The sequence below is a fragment of the Pyxidicoccus sp. M15 genome, from assembly GCF_056858435.1.
This window is the reverse complement of sequence record NZ_CM166495.1, coordinates 110,095-126,021: the sequence shown is the minus strand read 5'-3', so window position 1 is coordinate 126,021 and position 15,927 is coordinate 110,095. Positions and strand designations below refer to the sequence as shown.

The window sequence follows — 15,927 nt, the reverse complement described above, 5'->3', positions numbered from 1 at the left end:
CCTTTGAGCCAGGTCGCACCCCGACGGGGCGCGGAGGAGGAGGACGGACCACCAGGAAGGGGAGTCGGAGCGGCCACGGGAGCCTCGCTGGAAATGACCTGGAGTCATGTATAGGTGACTGGGGGTCATCTGTCGAGCCGGCGAGACGCCGGTGTGCCGTGGGTACGGAGGCCGGGGCTTCGTGGTTCTGGCCGCCCGGCCCTTTCAGTCCCGCCCGCCCAGCGTCCGGTCCAGGTTGTACGCGGCGCTGATGAGGGACAGGTGGGTGAGTGCCTGCGGGAAGTTGCCGAGCGCCTCGCCGGACATGCCCGTCTGTTCCGCGTACAGCCCCACGTGGTTGGCGTAGCCCAGCATCCGCTCGAAGGTCAGCCGCGCCTCCTCCAGCAGGTCCGGCCTCGCCACACTGGCCCGCGTCATCGCCTCCACCAGCCAGAAGCTGCACAGGTTGAAGGTGCCCTCGCGGCCGGCGATTCCGTCCAGCGTCGCGTCCACGTCGTAGCGGAACACCAGCCCGTCCGACACCAGGCCGCCTTGAGAGGGCGGGCGCCGAATCCTGTCCAGCGTGGACAGCATCCGCGGGTCCACCGGCGACAGGAAGAAGACCAGCGGCATCAGGAGGTTCGCCGCGTCCAGCGCCTCGTGGTCATACGCCTGGATGAAGGCCTCGCGCTCCTGGCTCCAGCCCTGCGTCATGATTTCCTCGAAGATGGTGTCGCGCACCGCGAGCCACCGGGGCCGGTCCGCCGGCAGGCTGCGCTTGTCCGCGAGCCGAATCGCCCGGTCCACCGCCACCCAGCACATCAGCTTCGAGTACACGAAGTTGCGCCGCCCGCCGCGCACCTCCCAGATGCCCTCGTCCGGCTGGTTCCAGTGGTTGCACACCCAGTCCACCATCCGCCGCAGGTGCCGCCAGAAGTCATACGAGATGGGCGCCGCGTACTTGTTGGACAGGTACACCGAGTCCATCAGCTCGCCGTAGATGTCGAGCTGCAGCTGGTCCGCCGCCGCGTTGCCGATGCGCACCGGCTGTGCCCCGCCGTAGCCGCTCAGGTGTGACAGCTCCACCTCCTCCGGCACGCGGCTGCCGTCCACCGAGAACATCAGCGGCAGCGGCCCGTCCCCCTGCTCCGCGCAGCGCGCCTCCACCCAGCGCATGAAGGCCGCCGCCTCCTGCTTGAAGCCGATGCGCAGGAACGCGTAGACGGTGAAGGCCGCGTCCCGCAGCCAGCAGTAGCGGTAGTCCCAGTTGCGCGTGCCACCCGGGGACTCGGGCAGGCTGCACGTGGGCGCGGCGACAATCGCCCCCGTCGGCTCGTACGTCAGCAGCTTCAGCGCCAGCGCCGAGCGCTGCACCGTCTCGCGCCAGCGGCCCCGGTAGTTGCAGCCCGACAACCAGTGGCGCCAGTAGTCCACCGTGTCGCGGAAGAGCACCTCCGCGGACTCGTGGCTGTGCACCAGCTCCTGGCAGGACAGGCGCGCGCCCTGCCGCAGCGAGAAGACGGCGGACTGGTTCTCATGCAGCGTGAAGCGCGCGCTGACGCCCCGGCCCTCCTTGCGCAGCGGCACGGACGAGGCCAGGGTCATCTCCAGCGTCTTCGACGAGAAGCCGGCTCCGCCCTGGATGAGGCGCGTCTCGTGCGTGTCCCGCGCGTAGTTGAAGGCCGGGAAGCACTCCATCTCGAAGCGCATCTCCCCGCGCACCACGCGCACGCGCCGCAGCACCTCGCGCTCGTACTTCCGCCCGTGGCGCGACATGGGCATGAAGTCCACCAGCTCGCCCACGCCGTCCGGTGTGTAGAAGCGCGTCACCAGCACGTTGGTGTCGGGCCAGTAGAACTGTTTCTTCATCACCCCGTCCGGCTCGGGGCAGATGCGCCAGTGGCCGCCCTTCTCCGCGTCCAGCAGCGCGGCGAAGATGCTCGGGCTGTCGAAGTGGGGGAAACACAGCCAGTCGAGCGTGCCCTCGCTCCCAATCAGGGCCACCGTCCTCAGGTCGCCAATGATGCCGTGGTCCTCGATGGGGACCGAGCCGCCCGCCACCTTGCCCTGCTGCTGGGGTGCCGCTTCCATTCGAAGTCTCCTCCCCCCGCGTTTCGCCTACCCGAAAGTGATGACGTGCTTGATGCCGTCGCCACCCTTTTTGCCCCTCACCACGTCGGCGAAGTCCTCCGGCGGGTGGCGCGCGGTGATGAGCCGCTCCAGCCCGCCCGGCCAGCGGGCACGGAAGCGGCCGAGGTCCTCCAGCGCCGCCTCGAAGTCCGAGCCGGCCGCGTTCACCGTGCCCAGCACCACCTGGTTCTGCAGCACCAGCTGCTTCAAGAGCTCCGCCCCGTCGAGCGACAGCGACTCCGGATGCGAGGGCACCCCCGTGAAGACGAAGACGCCGTTGGGGGCCAGCACCTTCAGCGTCTCGAAGGCGGCCTTCGCCACGCCCGTCGCCTCGTAGACGAGGTCCGGCGCGCCGGCCTCGCGGACCAGCTCCCCCGGCGACACCTGCTTGGAGGACAGGTAGGGCGCGCCCAGGGCCTCGGTGGAGTCCGCCTTGACGTTGGGCTTGGGGCTGCGCGAGTACACGGTGGTGGCGAAGCCCCGGCGCAACAGCGCCATGACGCCGAGCTGCCCCACGGGGCCCGCGCCCAGCACCACCGCGCGGCCCGGCTCGGGACGCCAGGGCAGCCGCTCCTGGATGCGCTTCACCTCGCGCAGGGCCTTCTCCGCAATCGTCAGCGGCTCGGTGAGCACCGCCACCTCGCGCAGCTCCACGGGGACGCGATGCAGGTACGCCACGTCCTCCGTGAAGAGCTCCGAGCAGAAGCCGTGGGCCTCCTTGATGCCGCGCTCGGTGTAGTCGCCGGTGATGCAGAAGTCCGGGTGTCCGTGCCGGCACGCGGGGCAGGTGGCGTGCGGGCAGGGACGGCGCACGCGCGGCACGACCAGGTCCCCGCGCTGGAGGCCCCGCACGGCGTCGCCCACCTCCACCACCTCGCCCAGGCACTCGTGGCCGAGGATGAGGTACTCGGAGCCGGGCGGCGGCGTGCCGTAGGTGAACTGGAGGATGTCCTCGTCCGTGCCGCACACGCCCACCTCGCGCGTGCGCACCTTCACCTGCGTGGGGGACTGGAGCCCCGGCTCGGGGGCGTCGATGACGCGCACCTCGCGTTGCTTCGGAAAGACGGCGACGGCCTTCATGCGCGGGCTCCTTCGCGTTGCGGGCACCTGTCCCTTGCGGCAGGCGTGGCACGCCCGCACCGTAAGGTGGGGCGAAGGGTCCACCGGTGCACAGCGCCCGCCTGGCCGCTCCCCAGGAGTCAACGCTCCGGGACGCGCACGAAACCGCTGCCCCCCGGGGCGGCACGGGTCTATGAGGGGAGGCCGTGAGCGAGCCCTCCTCCCCCGCCCTCCCGGCTGACGCCGAGCCGCGCCGCAGCCGCTCCACCGCCATTGGCGCGGCGGCCTGCGTGCTGCTGGCGCTGCCCTTCCTCGTGCTCGGCCCGTACCTGCTGGACGCGAAGGCCCGCGTGGAGCTGCGCTGCGAGCCGGGCGGCCCGTGCACCCTCTCCCGCGCGGGCTGGCTCACCCGGGAAGAGGTGGGCCGCTTCACGCTGGACGAAGTCCAGGGCGTCCGGGTGGAGCGCACCCGCAGCGCCCGCCGCACCAGCGTCCCCATCTACCGGCCGGAGTTGGAGACGACGCGGGGCCGCTTCCCCCTCTTCCACCAGTGGGCCACCGAGGAAGCCGTGGCCACCGGAGTCGAGGCGCAGGTGAAGCGCTACCTCGCGTCTCCCCGCGAAGGGCCGCTGGAATTGGTGCACGACGACCGCCGCGCGTCGCTGCGCGTGGGGGGTGCCTTCACCGGCGTGGGGCTGCTGCTGCTCGCCTTCAGCGGCTGGCTGCTGGCGAGGACGCGGGCGCACCGGCGCGCGGAGCGGGCTGTCGCGTCCTCCTGACCCGCCCCCGCACGTGCAATCGCGTTTCAGACACCCTCCCCCCCGGGGGTGGGAGTCTGGCGTCTGTCCATGGTAGACCCGCAAGGCATGAAAGCCTTTGCTGCCTTCCGAAGCCCGGTGCTGCTGCTGGCGCTGCTGTATGTCCTGCCGGGCGTGGCCCTGGGAAGCGACGTGGAGGCGACAGGCTCCGGAGGCGCCGGGAGCACGTTCCAGCGGCGCATCGAGCGGGCCGAGCACCTGTACGAGTCGCTCGAGTACGAGAAGGCGCTCAACTGGCTGTCCCAGGCGAAGCAGGTGGCGTCCACCATCGAGGAGCAGGTGAAGGTGGCGCTCTACCGCGGCATCGTCCTGGCCGACCTGGGCCGGAGGAAGCAGGCCCTGGAGTCCTTCCGCGCCGGGCTGTCGCTCCATCCGGAGAGCGTCCTGCCCCTGCAGGTGGCGCCCAAGGTCCAGCGGGACTTCGAGTCCGTGCGCAAGCAGGTGCAGCGCAAGCTGGGCGCCACGGGCAGGCCTTCCCAGGTCGCCGACGCGGAGAAGCCCGCCGAGGAGGAGCTCGCGGCCCCGGCGCCCCTGGCCGAGAAGCCCGCGGCTCCGGCTCCGGCCACGCCTCCTCCCGCGACGGCCACGTCGTCCATGAAGTCCCAATTCTCGAACCTGCGCTCACGGCTGGGCGTCACGGGCGCGGAAGTGGGAAAGAATGTCGGGTCGGCCCTGGGCTCGGCCCTGGACGCGGTCGTGGGCACGGACAACAGGCCCGCGCCGCCGGCCCCGGAGGCGAAGCCCGCCGCGAAGGAGGAGGCCACCGCGAAGGACGAGCCGTAGCCCGCCGTCCTCACTCCTCCTGCAGGTTGAGCCGGAAGACGTTGGCCTCGCCGGCCTTCACCTCGATGCTCCGCGTCACCTTCTTGCCGAGCTTCGAGTTGACGGCCGTCACGGCGTAGAGCCCCTCGGGCACGTCGATGGCGGCGAAAGGCGTCTCCCCGAGCTTCTTCCCATCCAGGTACACGGTGGCGTACGGGCGGATGCGGAACTCGAGCGTGCCCAGGTTCCCCTTCACCGCTCGCGACGCGCCGGACTTCCGCTGCGGAGTGGACCCGGCCTTCGCCTGGGCCGCCTCGGGCGTCGCCTCCATTCCAGGCGCCACCGCCACGTCCTCCGCCGGAGCCTCCGACTCGCCCTGCGCCGGGCCCGCGCCTGCCGCGGCCGCCTGGGCCGCTGGGGGCTCGCTGGCCCCGGGAAGCCCCTGCTCCAAGGCCACCTCGCCGGACTTCCCGGCCGGCTGCGCCTCGCCGGCCCCGGCCTGCCCCTGCCCCGCGGGCGCCTCGCCAGACTTCGGGGCCATCCGCTCGGTGCCAGCGACGGCCTCCGCCGGAAGGGGCGCCGGAAGCACCGGCCCTGGCGTCCTCCCGAACAGCAGATAGCCGCCGCCTCCGACGAGCAGCACCGCGCCCGCCACCGCCGCCGGCAGCAGCTTCCTCAAGCCTCCCGGACGCTCCACGGTGGCGTCGTGGGCCCCTTGCGGTCGCTTCACCGTCGAGACCGAGGAGATGGACTCCGCGGGCTCCGCCGTCCCCGGCCCGCTGGCCCTGCGTCGCGCGCCGCGTGGCATGTCTCGCGTCCGCTCCGCGTCGTCCCCGCCCTCCGGACGGCGCGGCGACGTCGCGGGCGTGGGCACCGGCTGCGCACTGGCACCGTCCACGACCTGCTCGACGAGCTGCGCAAGCTGGTACGCGCCCACCGGGACACCCGTGGACATCACGAAGCGGTCCAGGTCCGCCTGGAGCGCGCGACAGTCGGGGTAGCGGGCCTCGCGGTCCTTCGCCAGCGCGGTGGCGAGGATGGACTGGAGCACGCGCGGCAGGTCCGGCCGGTAGCGCGTCGCGGGCACGGGCGCGTCGGAGACGATGGCCCGCATCATCACCAGCTCATTGGCGGCTTCAAACGGGAGGCGTCCGGTGAGCAGCTCGTACAAGACGACGCCCAGCGCGTACACGTCCACCCGCCGGTCCAGCGGCTCCGCCGTGACCTGCTCCGGGGGCATGTACGCGACCTTGCCCTTCACGATGCCCGTCTGCGTGCGGTGCTTCTGCCCCGCCGCCTTGGCGATGCCGAAGTCCACCACCTTCACCGCGCCCTGCCGCGACACCAGGATGTTGTCGGGGCTGACGTCCCGGTGAATCAACCCCAGCGGCGTCCCGCTGGCCGGGTCCTTGAAGTCATGGGCGAAGGCCAGGCCCTCGGCGGCGGCGGAGACCACCCGGGCGCAGATGGCGGGAGGCAGGCTCATCCCCCGCGACGCGGCCTGCCGCTGCCACCGGCGCAGGTTGGGCCCGTCGATGTACTCCATGGCGAGGAAGTAGGTGCCGTCGGCCTCGCCGAAGTCGAAAATCTGCACGATGTTGGGATGGTTCAGCCCGGCGACCAGCCGCGCCTCGCCGAGGAACATCTCCACGAAGGACGGGTCCTCCACCAGGTGCGGGAGGATGCGCTTGAGCACGAGCGTCTTCTCGAAGCCCCCGGGCCCCTCGGCCTTCGCCAGGAAGACCTCCGCCATGCCCCCGGCCGCCAGCTTGCGGATGAGCTGATATCTGCCCACTTGCATTTGCCTGGGTTCTCCCAGGTTTGCCGCCAAAGGGAAATCCCTCCCCCGGCCGCGCTGGCGCCCGCGTCTAGCTGAACAACTGCACCGCGAACCAGACGCCGCGGGTGACGCACAGCGCGAGCGTCACGCAGAAGGCGGCCCCGAAGCGCTCCAGGTCGAACTTGAACTCCCAGTCCAGGAGCTTCACCCGGCCGAAGCCGGCCACCACCATGCCCGCGAGCACGGGCGCCACGAACCCCGTCAGCAGCGACAGCCTGAAGGAGCGGATGACGGGCTCCGGGAACAGCCACAGGGAGAGGCCCCCGGCCAGTACGCCCAGCCCCAGGAACAGCACCAGCCCGGCCTGGCCGAAGCGGCTGTCCCTCCCGAAGATGTCCAGGACGTCCGTGGCCACGTCGCCCAGAAAGTCGGTGAGGAAGCTGAACATGCCCTCCTGTCTAGGACAGCCGGGCGGCCGGCGAAAGCACCCTTCGCCCGCGTCCCCACATTGGGAGTGGGAGGGAGCGGGTCCCGGGCACAAGTGACCAGGGCCGTGACGCAATTCACGGGGCCTGAAGGAGAAGGTGGGGCGGGCGGGCAGGCGGGCCGATGCCTCGTCGGTCGCTCATGCCCCCTTCCCACCTGTACCTACGTGCCTAGCTTCTGGCTGATGCTACGTGCGCTCCTCGGCCGATGGCGAAGCTCGCTGCGCCTGCTCCGGCCGGCACACGTGGAGCCGGAGCGCGCGAAGATTTCCGTCGCCCAGCTCGGCCACCAGTACGCCAACAAGGTGGTGGCGCTCCAGAACGTGGACCTCAACGTCCGCTCCGGAGAGTTCGTCTGTCTGCTGGGCCCCTCCGGCTGCGGCAAGTCCACGCTGCTCTACGCGCTGGCGGGCCAGGTGACGCCCACCGGCGGCACCGTGCGCATCGACGGGAAGGCCATCCACGGGCCCGGCCCGGAGCGGCTCCTGATGTTCCAGGAGGCGGCGCTGTTCCCGTGGCTCACCGTGCGCGGCAACATCACCTTCGCCCTGGGCGCCAAGGGCGTGCCGCGCTCCGAGCGCCGCGAGCGGGCGGACATGTACATCCGCCGCGTGCAGCTCACCGGCTTCGAGGAAACCCTGCCCCACCAGCTGTCCGGCGGCATGAAGATGCGCGCCTCGCTGGCCCGCGCGCTCGCCATGGACCCGGCCGTGCTCCTGATGGACGAGCCCTTCGGCTCGCTGGACGCGCAGACGCGCATCCACATGCAGGAGCTGCTCCAGTCCATCTGGCTGCGCACCGGCAAGACGGTGGTGTTCGTCACCCACGACGTGCACGAGGCGCTGATGCTCGGCACCCGCGTGGTGCTGATGGCGCCCCGGCCGGGCCGCGTCGTGCGGGATTTGGAGGTCCACCTGCCCATGCCGCGCCAGCCGGAGGACGCCGGGCTGAACGAGATGGTGCGGCACCTTCGGGGCCTGCTGCGCGACGTGGAGGAGCCCGCGCGCGCGGAGGCCACCCCCCGGCAGGTGCCCGAGCGCACCGCCGCGCGCCACGCGCTTCCCGCTGACGGAGTGCCCCGCCCCGCGAGGTAGGTGAGCCATGAAGCGCTACGTCCAGAAGCTGGGCATGTTCGTGCTGCTGCTCGGCACCTGGGAGCTGCTGACGCGGGTGGGCGTCTGGTCGCCCCACCTCTTCCCGGGGCCGCTGACGGTGGCGAAGAGCCTGGTCGCCATGGTCGCCGACGGCCGCATGGCCGAGGCCACGCTGCGCTCCCTGGGCCGGCTGGGTCGCGCGTATTTCATGTCGGTGGCCATCGGCGTGCCCCTGGGGCTGCTGATGGCGCGCCTGGCCTTCTTCCGCAACGCGGTGAAGCCCGTCGTCAGCGGCCTGCAGGCGCTGCCCTCCATCTGCTGGCTGCCGCTGGCGCTGCTGTGGTTCGGGCTGACGGACGGCGCCATCCTCTTCGTCGTCGTCATGGGCAGCGTGCTGTCCATCGCCATCGCCACCGAGGACAGCGTCAACGGGGTGGACCCGCAGCTGGTGCGCGTGGCCAGCACCCTGGGCGTGAAGGGCCTGCGCTTCCAGCTCGGCGTCATGCTGCCCGCGGCCCTGCCCGGCATCGTCACCGGCCTCAAGCTGGGGTGGAGCTTCGCGTGGCGCGCGCTGCTGGCCGGCGAGCTGCTCTTCGTCTCCGGCGGCCTGGGCCAATTGCTCACCGTGGGACGCGAGCTGATGGACGTGGCCCAGGTCATGGCCGTCATGGTGGCCATCATCCTGATTGGGATGACGGTGGACCGTGTCCTGTTCCAGACGGTGGAGGGCAGGCTGCGCCGCCGCTGGGGCCTGACGGGCGCGGTGTGACGCACTGGACGTAAGCCGCCCGACGCTTCGTCCCGGCGTACGTTGAAATCCCGCCCGCCCGTCCCTTTCCTGGCGACGTATGCGCTCGACCCGCTCTCTGCTTCTCTTCGCGCTCGCCGGCCTGGCGGTGCTCGGCGCCGGTTGCAAGCGCGACTCCGCCGCTGGGGGCGCCAACGCTCCGCTGCGGCTGGGCTTCTTCCCCAACATCACCCACGCCCAGGCGCTGGTGGGCAACGCCGAGGACACCTTCAGCTCGCAGCCCGGCGTGGGACGGCTGGAGGTGAAGCAGTTCAACGCCGGCCCCGCCGCCATGGAGGCGCTGGTGGCCGGCTCGCTGGACGTGTCCTACGTGGGCAGCGGCCCCGCCATCAACACGTTCCTCAAGGCCGGGCGCGAGCTGCGCATCATCTCCGGCGCGGTGAATGGCGGCGCGGTGCTGGTGGTGAAGAGCGTGAAGTCCGCCGGGGAGCTGAAGGGCAAGAAGCTGGCCACGCCTCAGCTGGGCAACACGCAGGACATCGCCCTGCGCTACTGGCTGAAGCAGCAGGGGCTGGTCACCAACCTCCAGGGCACCGGCGACGTGCAGATTGTCCCGCTGAGCAACCCGGACATCCTCGGCCAGTTCCTCAACGGCGGCATCGAGGGCGCGTGGGTGCCCGAGCCGTGGGGCGCGCGCATGGTGAACGAGGGCGGCGGCCACATCCTCGTGGACGAGCGGGACCTGTGGCCCGAGCGGCGCTTCCCCACCACGGTGATTGTCACGACGCGCAAGGTGCTGGAGACGCAGCGCCCCCGCGTGGCCGCGCTGCTGCGCGCGCACGTGCAGCTCACCGAGCGGTGGAAGGGTGACAAGGCCGGCTTCACCACCGCCGTCAACGCCGCCTTCGGCCGGCTCACGCACAAGCCCATGCCCGCGCCCCTCATCCAGGACGCCTTCTCGCGGCTGGAGCCCAGCCTGGACCCGGTGCCCTCCGCGCTCGCCGCCGCCGCGCGGCATGCGAAGGAGCTGGGCTTCACCACCGACGCCGACATCCAGGGCCTGGTGGACCTGAGCGTCCTCGACGAGGTGCGGGGCACGGCGACGAAGTGAGGGGCCCGGCAGGTGACTCCGTCCCTGAAGCCGGGGGAGGATGCGCGCCCATGAAGATGGAGCGCGTGGAGGAGACGCTGGAGCGCATCGGCCAGGAGGCCGCGCGGGCGCCCGGCGGGGTGCTGGCGTTCGACGGGGACGGCACGCTGTGGAGCGGGGACGTGGGGGACGACCTCTTCCTCGCCCTGCTGGAGCACGGTGACATCCGCCCGCAGGCGCACGCGGCGCTCCAGCGGCTGGGCGCGGCGCACGGTCTGGCCCCGGGCCTGGAGGCGCGCGAGCTGGCGCACCGGCTCTTCGCCGGGTTCGAGGCGGGGCGCATCCCGGAGAAGGAAATCTACGAGATGGTGGCGTGGCTGTTCGCCGGCTGGCGCGTGGACGCCGTGCGAGCGTTCGCTCGCGACGTGGTGGCCCGCCGGGAGGTGAAGCGGCGCCTGCACCCGGAGGCACGCCGCGTGGTGGAGTGGGCGCTGGGCCGGGGCATCACCTGCTACGTGGTCAGCGCCTCACCGCTCGCGGTGGTGGAGGCCGCGGTGGTGGAGGTGGGCATCGACCCCGCCAACGTGCTCGCGTGCACGCCGCGCGAGGAGGACGGCACGGTGCTGGCCTCCATCGTCGAGCCCATCCCCTACGCGGCCGGGAAGGTGCACTGTCTGCGCACCCGCACGCCCCGGCCGCTGTACGCGGCGTTCGGCGACAACGTGTTCGACTTCGAGCTGCTCGCGGCCTCACGTGTCCCGGTGGCCATCCGCCCCAAGCCCCGCCTGCGCGCGCGGGCGGCGGAGCTGCCCTCGCTGGTCCAGCTCCACCCGGAGGAGTGACGTCCGGCTCAGCCCTCCTTCGGGACCTCACCCGCGAGCGCCAGCACCACGTTCTCCGTCTTGTTCTCCACCTGGTAGGTGGCCACCACTAGCTGGCCCTTCTCCGGCGCCTTGCGAATCTGGAGGGCGCTCAGGTCCAGCGGCACCACGGCGCCAATCTCGGTCTCCACGTAGAGGACCTGGCCGTTGAGCTTCACCACCTCTCCGGACAGCTGACGCATCCGGTCCTGGTCCGGCGTCACGCGCCGCACCGGCATGCCGGTGATGCCATTGAGGCTCACCGACAGGCCCTGGCTCTGGTGGGCGGAGTCGGTGAAGGGGTCCTGGAGGCCCGCGCGGCCGCCGTTGACGGTCTGGTCCCCGATGCTTTCGCGCTCGACCTCCTGTGTCGGCTGTTCAGGCTCCCGGGCCTGGGTGGCCACGGGTATCAACAGCGCCGTCAGCGCTGGCGCCGCCAGTGCGAGCGCGCGCCAGTTCCTGGGAATCATCCACGTCATCGTCCTGCTCCGGGCTCGGGGGTCCTTCGACCCGTTCCCCTGAAACTAGGCCCTGCGGCCCCGCGCGGACGCTGTGTCCCAGCAGCGGACGTACCGAAGGCCGTGCCACGTTCCGCGCACCGGGCCTCCGCTCACGTCGCGTGGCCGCCGTCGTGACGGCGCATCGGACCACCGCGCTCACGGGCTTCACGCGACCGGGGGAGGACATGCGGCGGAGGCACGCCCCACGTGTCCTCCCACACCGCTCGATTGCACGCTTGCGGTGCGAACTCAGCGTTCGAGTGTTCACCCCACGAAGGCCAACACCCCTTGTCGCCGGGAAAGGGCTAGGGTGGGCTGTCCGGCACGGCTCCACCGCGAGCGCCCGGACTCATCCACCGCCTCCTGCTGGGGGCGGCAACCCGCAGGGGCCGCACGTGAACGGTCGCACCGAAGAACACCGCATCGCCCTCTTCATCGATTTCGAGAACCTGGTCACCAACACCGGCATCAACTCCGCGAGCTTCGACCTGCAGCCGTCGCTCGACCGCCTGCTGGAGAAGGGCAAGGTCGTCTACCGCCGCGCGTACTGCGACTGGTCCCGCTTCGCCGAGGCCAAGATTCGCCTGCACGAGTTCGGCGTGGAGCTGCTGGACGTGCCGCCCTCCACGCGCGCCGGGAAGAACGGCGCGGACATGCGCCTGGTCATCGACGCGCTGGAGCTGTGCTACGCGCGCGAGAGCATCGACACCTTCGTCATCGGCTCCGGGGACAGCGACTTCTGCCCGCTGGCCTACAAGCTGCGTGAGAATGGCCGCACCGTGATTGGCCTCGCGGTGAAGGAGTCCACGTCGCCCCTCTTCGTGAAGGCGTGTGACGAGTTCATCTACCTGCGCCCGCGCCAGTCGCGCTCGGAGAAGGGCGACAAGGGCGGCCGGCAGAGCGTGGTGGCCGAGGAGCCGGGGCACGGCAAGCGCGGCGGCCGCCATGGCCGCGCAGAGCGCGGGGGCAAGGCCGAGGCGGCGCAGCCCGCGCAGGCCGCGAAGGGCCAGGCCCGCACGGAGGTGCCGGACATCGCCCGCGAGGTGGTGCAGAGCATGCTCGCGCGCGCGACGGGGGCGGTGAACCCGTCGCTCATCAAGGAAGCCATCGTCCGCAAGGAGCCGGACTTCGACGAGCGCGAGCACGGCTTCTCCACCTTCGCCCGGCTGCTGGCCGCGCTGGAGCAGGAAGGGCTGTTGCGCCGCATCCAGCAGGGCCGCCAGTGGTACGTGGTGGCCGCGGACTCGGACCTCGCCGCGGCCCCCAGCGGCGGGCACGGCGAGGGCAAGGGCAAGAAGCGCCAGGCCCACGCCCACGTCGAGGAGGACGAGGAGCTCGAGTCCTACCCGGACCCGGACGAGGACGAGGGCGTCTGAGGCGCACGGGCCGCGCCGCTCCTGAGCGCGGCCTTCACACCGTCACCGGAATGCCGAGCGGGATGGCCACGGGCGGCTACTCCGAGCGGAGCACCTCGGCCGGGTCCACGCGCGCGGCGCGGCGCGCGGGGCCGTAGCTGGCCAGCACGGCCAGGGTGACGAGCAGCGCGCAGACCGCGGTCAGGACGACGGGGTCCGTCGCGCTCACCTCGAAGAGGAGCGCCGCGAGCACCCGGCTCATCGCCAGCGCCCCCAGGAGGCCGAGCGCGATTCCGAGCGTGGTGAACCGGAGCGACTGGAACACCACCAGACCGGCGACCTGCGCCGCCCGCGCCCCCAGCGCCAGTCGGATGCCCATCTCCCCGCGCCGCTGGCCGACGATGAAGGCGATGACGCCGTAGAGCCCCACCGCGCTCAACAGCAGCGCCATGCCCCCGGCGATGCCGAGCAGGAACAGCGTGAAGGACGCACGCGCCACCGACGGGGACTTCGCCACCACGCGCTCCAGCGTCTCCACGTTCGCCAGCGGCACCGCCGGGTCCAGCTCCCTCACGATGCGCCGGATTTCGGGCGTGAGCGACTCCGGGCGCGTGGTGGCCGTGCGCACGACCACGCTCACCGAGCGGGTGGGCCCCCACAGCGGCCGGCCCTCCGCGGGCGCGAGCGGAAAGAAGACGGCCTCCGCCGGAGGCTTGTCCAGCCCGTGCGCCCGCAGCGCTCCCGTCACTCCGATGACGCGGTAGTACGGCGGCCCATACCCGTTGCCCCGCAGGCCCTTGCCGAGCGGGTCCTCGCCCGGCCACAGCCGGTCGGCCAGCGCCTTCGTCACCACCACGCCGTCCGCCTTCCCCTCCAGGTCGCTCCAGGTGGGCTCGCGGCCCTGGAGCAGCGGAATGCCCAGGGCCTGGAGGTAGCCCGGGGCCATGCGCGGTGCCGGCAGGCAGGGCGGCTGCTCGCCGGGCCGGGCCGCGCCGCCCTCGGCGATGATGGCCCAGCACCCGGTGAAGCTCCGCAGCGGCAGCATCGAGGACGCGCTGGCGCGCTGGACTCCCGGGAGCGCCTCCAGCCGCGTGAGGAGCTCACGGTGGAAGCGATTCGCCTCGTCGTAGGTCGGGTAGCGTGTCCGGGGCAGCACGAGGTCGAACGTGAGCGCGTTGCCGGGCTCGAACCCCGGGTCCACGCGGTGCAGCGTCCAGTAGCTGCGGAGCATGAGCCCGGCGGCGGCCAGCAACACCACCGCCAGCCCCACCTGCCCCACCACCATGCCCCCGCGCACGAGGTTGCGCCGGCGCGAGGACGTCAGCCCCCGCCCCGCGTCGCGAAGCGTCGCCAGCTCCCGCCCGCCCCGCGCCAGCGGGAAGAGGCCGAAGACGAGCCCCGACACGACGGACAGCACGGCCGCGAAGGCCACGCCATGCCCGCCCAGGCCCACCTCCGCGAGCCGTGGGAGCCCGGACGGCTCCAGCGTCAGCAGCAGCCGCAGCGCCCCCCAGGCCAGGAACAGGCCGAGCGCGCCCGACAGCAGACACAGCAGCAGGCTCTCCGTGAGCGCATGCCAGGCCAGGTCGCCCCGCGCGGCGCCCAGCGCGGAGCGCACCGCCAGCTCGCGGCGCCGCGCCTCCGCGCGCACGAGGAAGAGGTTGGCCACGTTGGCGCACGCGATGAGCAGCACCAGCGCCACCGAGCCCAGCAGAATCCACAGCACCCGGTCCACGTCACCCACCACGTGCCGGGCCAGCGGCGTCACCTGCGTGGAGAAGCCCGACTCGCGCATGAAGGCCTCGCTGTACGCGGCGGGAAACTGCTCCGGCAGGCGGGCGTTCAGCGCGGTGAGCCCGGCCTGGAGCTGCTCCACGGTGACGCCGTCCCGCAGCCGCCCGACGGCCTGCAGCCAGTGCGAGTTCTCCGGGGGCCGCGACGGGTCCAACGGCAGCGGCGCCCAGATGTCCACGGTGTCATCCGGCAGGTGGAGCCCCGGCGCCATGACGCCCACCACCTCCGTGGGCTGGTCGTCCAGCCGGAGCGTCATGCCCAGCACGCGCGGGTCCGCGCCGTAGTGCCGGACCCAGAAGTCGTACCCCAGCACCGCGATGCGCGGCGCACCGGGCTGGTTGCCGTCCGCCGTGATGAGGCGGCCGAGCGCCGGCCGGGCGCGCAGCACGTCCAAGAGGCTCGCGCTCACCCACGCGGCGTCCACCCGCACCGCACCCTCGTCGGTGCTGACGCTCCCGGTGTCCAGGGAGAACACCCCCAGCCCGGCGAGGCCCGCGCCCTCCCGCGCGAAGTGGAAGTAGCCCGCCTCCGACAGGCCCCACCGGGCCTCGGGCCCCACCCCGGGCACGCGGCTGTCGAGCCAGACGAGCTGCTCCGGCGCCACATAGGGCAGCGGGCGCAGCACCACCGCGTCCACCACCGAGTAGAGAGCCGTCGTCGCGCCGATGCCGAGCGCCAGCGTGAGCACCGCCATCACCGCGAAGGCCGGGCTGCGCGCCAGCGAGCGCAGCGCCTGCCGCGTCTCCCGCCGCACCATGTCCCAGAGCTCCGTGCGACGCCGCTCCCGCGCCATGCTCTCGTCAATCATGTGCGTCTCCTTCCGGTAGGCGTCCACGCTGCCGAAGCGCCGCAGCGCCTCCGCACGCGCCTGCTCGGGCGTCATCCCCTCGGCGACGTACTCCTCGGTGCGCATGGCGAGGTGGAACTCCAGCTCCTCGGCCACGTCGTCTTCCAGGCGCTCGCGCCACAACACGGAGCGCAGCGCGCGGTAGCGGTCAATCATCCAGCTCATGCGGCCGTCCCTCCTTCAGGTGCCCTGCGTCGCCGGCTGCGCCTGGAGCACTTTGGCCACCGCCTGCGTCAGGAGTGCCCAGGAGGAGGACTCCTCCTTGAGCTGCCTGCGCCCCTCCGCCGTCAGGGTGTAGAACCGGGCGCGCCGGTTGTTCTCCGACACGCCCCAGTCCGACTTCACCCAGCCCCGCCGCGTCATGCGGTGCAGCGCTGGATAGAGCGAGCCCTCCTCCACCCGCAGCGCGTCGTCCGTCGTCCGCTGCAGCCAGCTCGCCACTGCGTAGCCGTGCAGGGGCCCGCCGGTGAGGGCCTTGAGGATGAGCATGTCCAGCGTGCCCTGAAGCAGGTCGATTCGCATTCCACGCGTCCCGTCGTCGGTGCTTCCCCTAGAATGTCTTGGGGAGAGTAGGAGCCTTCCCCTAGAACGTCAAGGGGAGCGTGGCGACGGGGCCCGGTGACATT

General features: G+C 72.0%; 14 protein-coding genes. 7 read left to right on the top strand and 7 right to left on the bottom strand.

Annotated elements, in window-relative coordinates; genetic code table 11:
* Nucleotides 1–204 precede the first annotated feature (204 nt).
* Both ACX9TP_RS00475 and ACX9TP_RS00470 read right to left on the bottom strand, forming a co-directional pair.
* Nucleotides 205–2,070: a glycoside hydrolase family 15 protein gene (locus tag ACX9TP_RS00475; protein ID WP_482977704.1), complete on the bottom strand. Its 1,866-nt coding sequence runs from the start codon at nt 2,068–2,070 to the stop codon at nt 205–207.
* Between the two features lie 27 nt (nt 2,071–2,097).
* On the bottom strand, nt 2,098–3,189 hold the full coding sequence (locus ACX9TP_RS00470) for a glucose 1-dehydrogenase (protein WP_482977703.1): 1,092 nt from the start codon (nt 3,187–3,189) through the stop codon (nt 2,098–2,100).
* Between the two features lie 185 nt (nt 3,190–3,374).
* Here ACX9TP_RS00470 and ACX9TP_RS00465 point away from each other — a divergent pair, with 185 nt between their 5' ends.
* Together ACX9TP_RS00465 and ACX9TP_RS00460 are read left to right on the top strand one after the other, a co-directional pair.
* On the top strand, nt 3,375–3,947 hold the full coding sequence (locus ACX9TP_RS00465) for a hypothetical protein (RefSeq protein WP_482977702.1): 573 nt from the start codon (nt 3,375–3,377) through the stop codon (nt 3,945–3,947).
* Nucleotides 3,948–4,034: 87 nt separating this feature from the next.
* Nucleotides 4,035–4,769: a hypothetical protein gene (locus ACX9TP_RS00460; RefSeq protein ID WP_482977701.1), complete on the top strand. Its 735-nt coding sequence runs from the start codon at nt 4,035–4,037 to the stop codon at nt 4,767–4,769.
* A 10-nt stretch (nt 4,770–4,779) separates the two neighbouring features.
* On the opposite strand, the gene ACX9TP_RS00455 is transcribed toward ACX9TP_RS00460, so the two are convergent.
* Both ACX9TP_RS00455 and ACX9TP_RS00450 read right to left on the bottom strand, forming a co-directional pair.
* Nucleotides 4,780–6,549: a protein kinase domain-containing protein gene (locus ACX9TP_RS00455; RefSeq protein ID WP_482977700.1), complete on the bottom strand. Its 1,770-nt coding sequence runs from the start codon at nt 6,547–6,549 to the stop codon at nt 4,780–4,782.
* A 67-nt stretch (nt 6,550–6,616) separates the two neighbouring features.
* Entirely contained in the window at nt 6,617–6,976 is a 360-nt protein-coding gene (locus tag ACX9TP_RS00450; protein WP_482977699.1) for a hypothetical protein, read from the bottom strand.
* 222 nt (nt 6,977–7,198) lie between these two features.
* Between ACX9TP_RS00450 and ACX9TP_RS00445 the strand changes: the two genes are divergently transcribed.
* From ACX9TP_RS00445 to ACX9TP_RS00430, 4 genes are all read left to right on the top strand, one after another.
* Entirely contained in the window at nt 7,199–8,107 is a 909-nt protein-coding gene (locus tag ACX9TP_RS00445; RefSeq protein WP_482977698.1) for an ABC transporter ATP-binding protein, read from the top strand.
* Between the two features lie 7 nt (nt 8,108–8,114).
* Nucleotides 8,115–8,876: an ABC transporter permease gene (locus ACX9TP_RS00440; protein WP_482977697.1), complete on the top strand. Its 762-nt coding sequence runs from the start codon at nt 8,115–8,117 to the stop codon at nt 8,874–8,876.
* Nucleotides 8,877–8,955: 79 nt separating this feature from the next.
* Nucleotides 8,956–9,966, top strand: a complete 1,011-nt coding sequence (locus ACX9TP_RS00435) for an ABC transporter substrate-binding protein (RefSeq protein WP_482977696.1) — start codon at nt 8,956–8,958, stop codon at nt 9,964–9,966.
* 50 nt (nt 9,967–10,016) lie between these two features.
* A complete protein-coding gene (locus ACX9TP_RS00430; protein ID WP_482977695.1) occupies nt 10,017–10,787 on the top strand; it encodes an HAD family hydrolase in 771 nt (256 codons plus the stop codon).
* An 8-nt stretch (nt 10,788–10,795) separates the two neighbouring features.
* Here ACX9TP_RS00430 and ACX9TP_RS00425 read toward each other — a convergent pair whose 3' ends face one another.
* A complete protein-coding gene (locus ACX9TP_RS00425; protein ID WP_482977694.1) occupies nt 10,796–11,275 on the bottom strand; it encodes a hypothetical protein in 480 nt (159 codons plus the stop codon).
* A gap of 425 nt (nt 11,276–11,700) precedes the next feature.
* Here ACX9TP_RS00425 and ACX9TP_RS00420 point away from each other — a divergent pair, with 425 nt between their 5' ends.
* On the top strand, nt 11,701–12,681 hold the full coding sequence (locus tag ACX9TP_RS00420) for an NYN domain-containing protein (RefSeq protein WP_482977693.1): 981 nt from the start codon (nt 11,701–11,703) through the stop codon (nt 12,679–12,681).
* A 76-nt stretch (nt 12,682–12,757) separates the two neighbouring features.
* Here the strand turns inward: ACX9TP_RS00420 and ACX9TP_RS00415 are convergent, their stop codons facing one another.
* Both ACX9TP_RS00415 and ACX9TP_RS00410 read right to left on the bottom strand, forming a co-directional pair.
* A complete protein-coding gene (locus ACX9TP_RS00415; RefSeq protein ID WP_482977692.1) occupies nt 12,758–15,466 on the bottom strand; it encodes an ADOP family duplicated permease in 2,709 nt (902 codons plus the stop codon).
* Between the two features lie 15 nt (nt 15,467–15,481).
* Complete coding sequence (locus tag ACX9TP_RS00410; RefSeq protein WP_482977691.1) at nt 15,482–15,823, bottom strand: PadR family transcriptional regulator; 342 nt, start codon at nt 15,821–15,823, stop codon at nt 15,482–15,484.
* Between the last annotated feature and the right edge of the window lie 104 nt (nt 15,824–15,927).

Bases quoted from the DNA above. Each gene is read 5' to 3' on its own strand.
- ACX9TP_RS00475 (WP_482977704.1), bottom strand. From the start codon at position 2,070: ATGGAAGCGGCACCCCAGCAGCAGGGCAAGGTGGCGGGCGGCTCGGTC.
- ACX9TP_RS00470 (WP_482977703.1), bottom strand. From the start codon at position 3,189: ATGAAGGCCGTCGCCGTCTTTCCGAAGCAACGCGAGGTGCGCGTCATC.
- ACX9TP_RS00460 (WP_482977701.1), top strand. From the start codon at position 4,035: ATGAAAGCCTTTGCTGCCTTCCGAAGCCCGGTGCTGCTGCTGGCGCTG.
- ACX9TP_RS00455 (WP_482977700.1), bottom strand. From the start codon at position 6,549: ATGCAAGTGGGCAGATATCAGCTCATCCGCAAGCTGGCGGCCGGGGGC.
- ACX9TP_RS00450 (WP_482977699.1), bottom strand. From the start codon at position 6,976: ATGTTCAGCTTCCTCACCGACTTTCTGGGCGACGTGGCCACGGACGTC.
- ACX9TP_RS00445 (WP_482977698.1), top strand. From the start codon at position 7,199: ATGCTACGTGCGCTCCTCGGCCGATGGCGAAGCTCGCTGCGCCTGCTC.
- ACX9TP_RS00440 (WP_482977697.1), top strand. From the start codon at position 8,115: ATGAAGCGCTACGTCCAGAAGCTGGGCATGTTCGTGCTGCTGCTCGGC.
- ACX9TP_RS00435 (WP_482977696.1), top strand. From the start codon at position 8,956: ATGCGCTCGACCCGCTCTCTGCTTCTCTTCGCGCTCGCCGGCCTGGCG.
- ACX9TP_RS00430 (WP_482977695.1), top strand. From the start codon at position 10,017: ATGAAGATGGAGCGCGTGGAGGAGACGCTGGAGCGCATCGGCCAGGAG.
- ACX9TP_RS00425 (WP_482977694.1), bottom strand. From the start codon at position 11,275: ATGATTCCCAGGAACTGGCGCGCGCTCGCACTGGCGGCGCCAGCGCTG.
- ACX9TP_RS00415 (WP_482977692.1), bottom strand. From the start codon at position 15,466: ATGAGCTGGATGATTGACCGCTACCGCGCGCTGCGCTCCGTGTTGTGG.
- ACX9TP_RS00410 (WP_482977691.1), bottom strand. From the start codon at position 15,823: ATGCGAATCGACCTGCTTCAGGGCACGCTGGACATGCTCATCCTCAAG.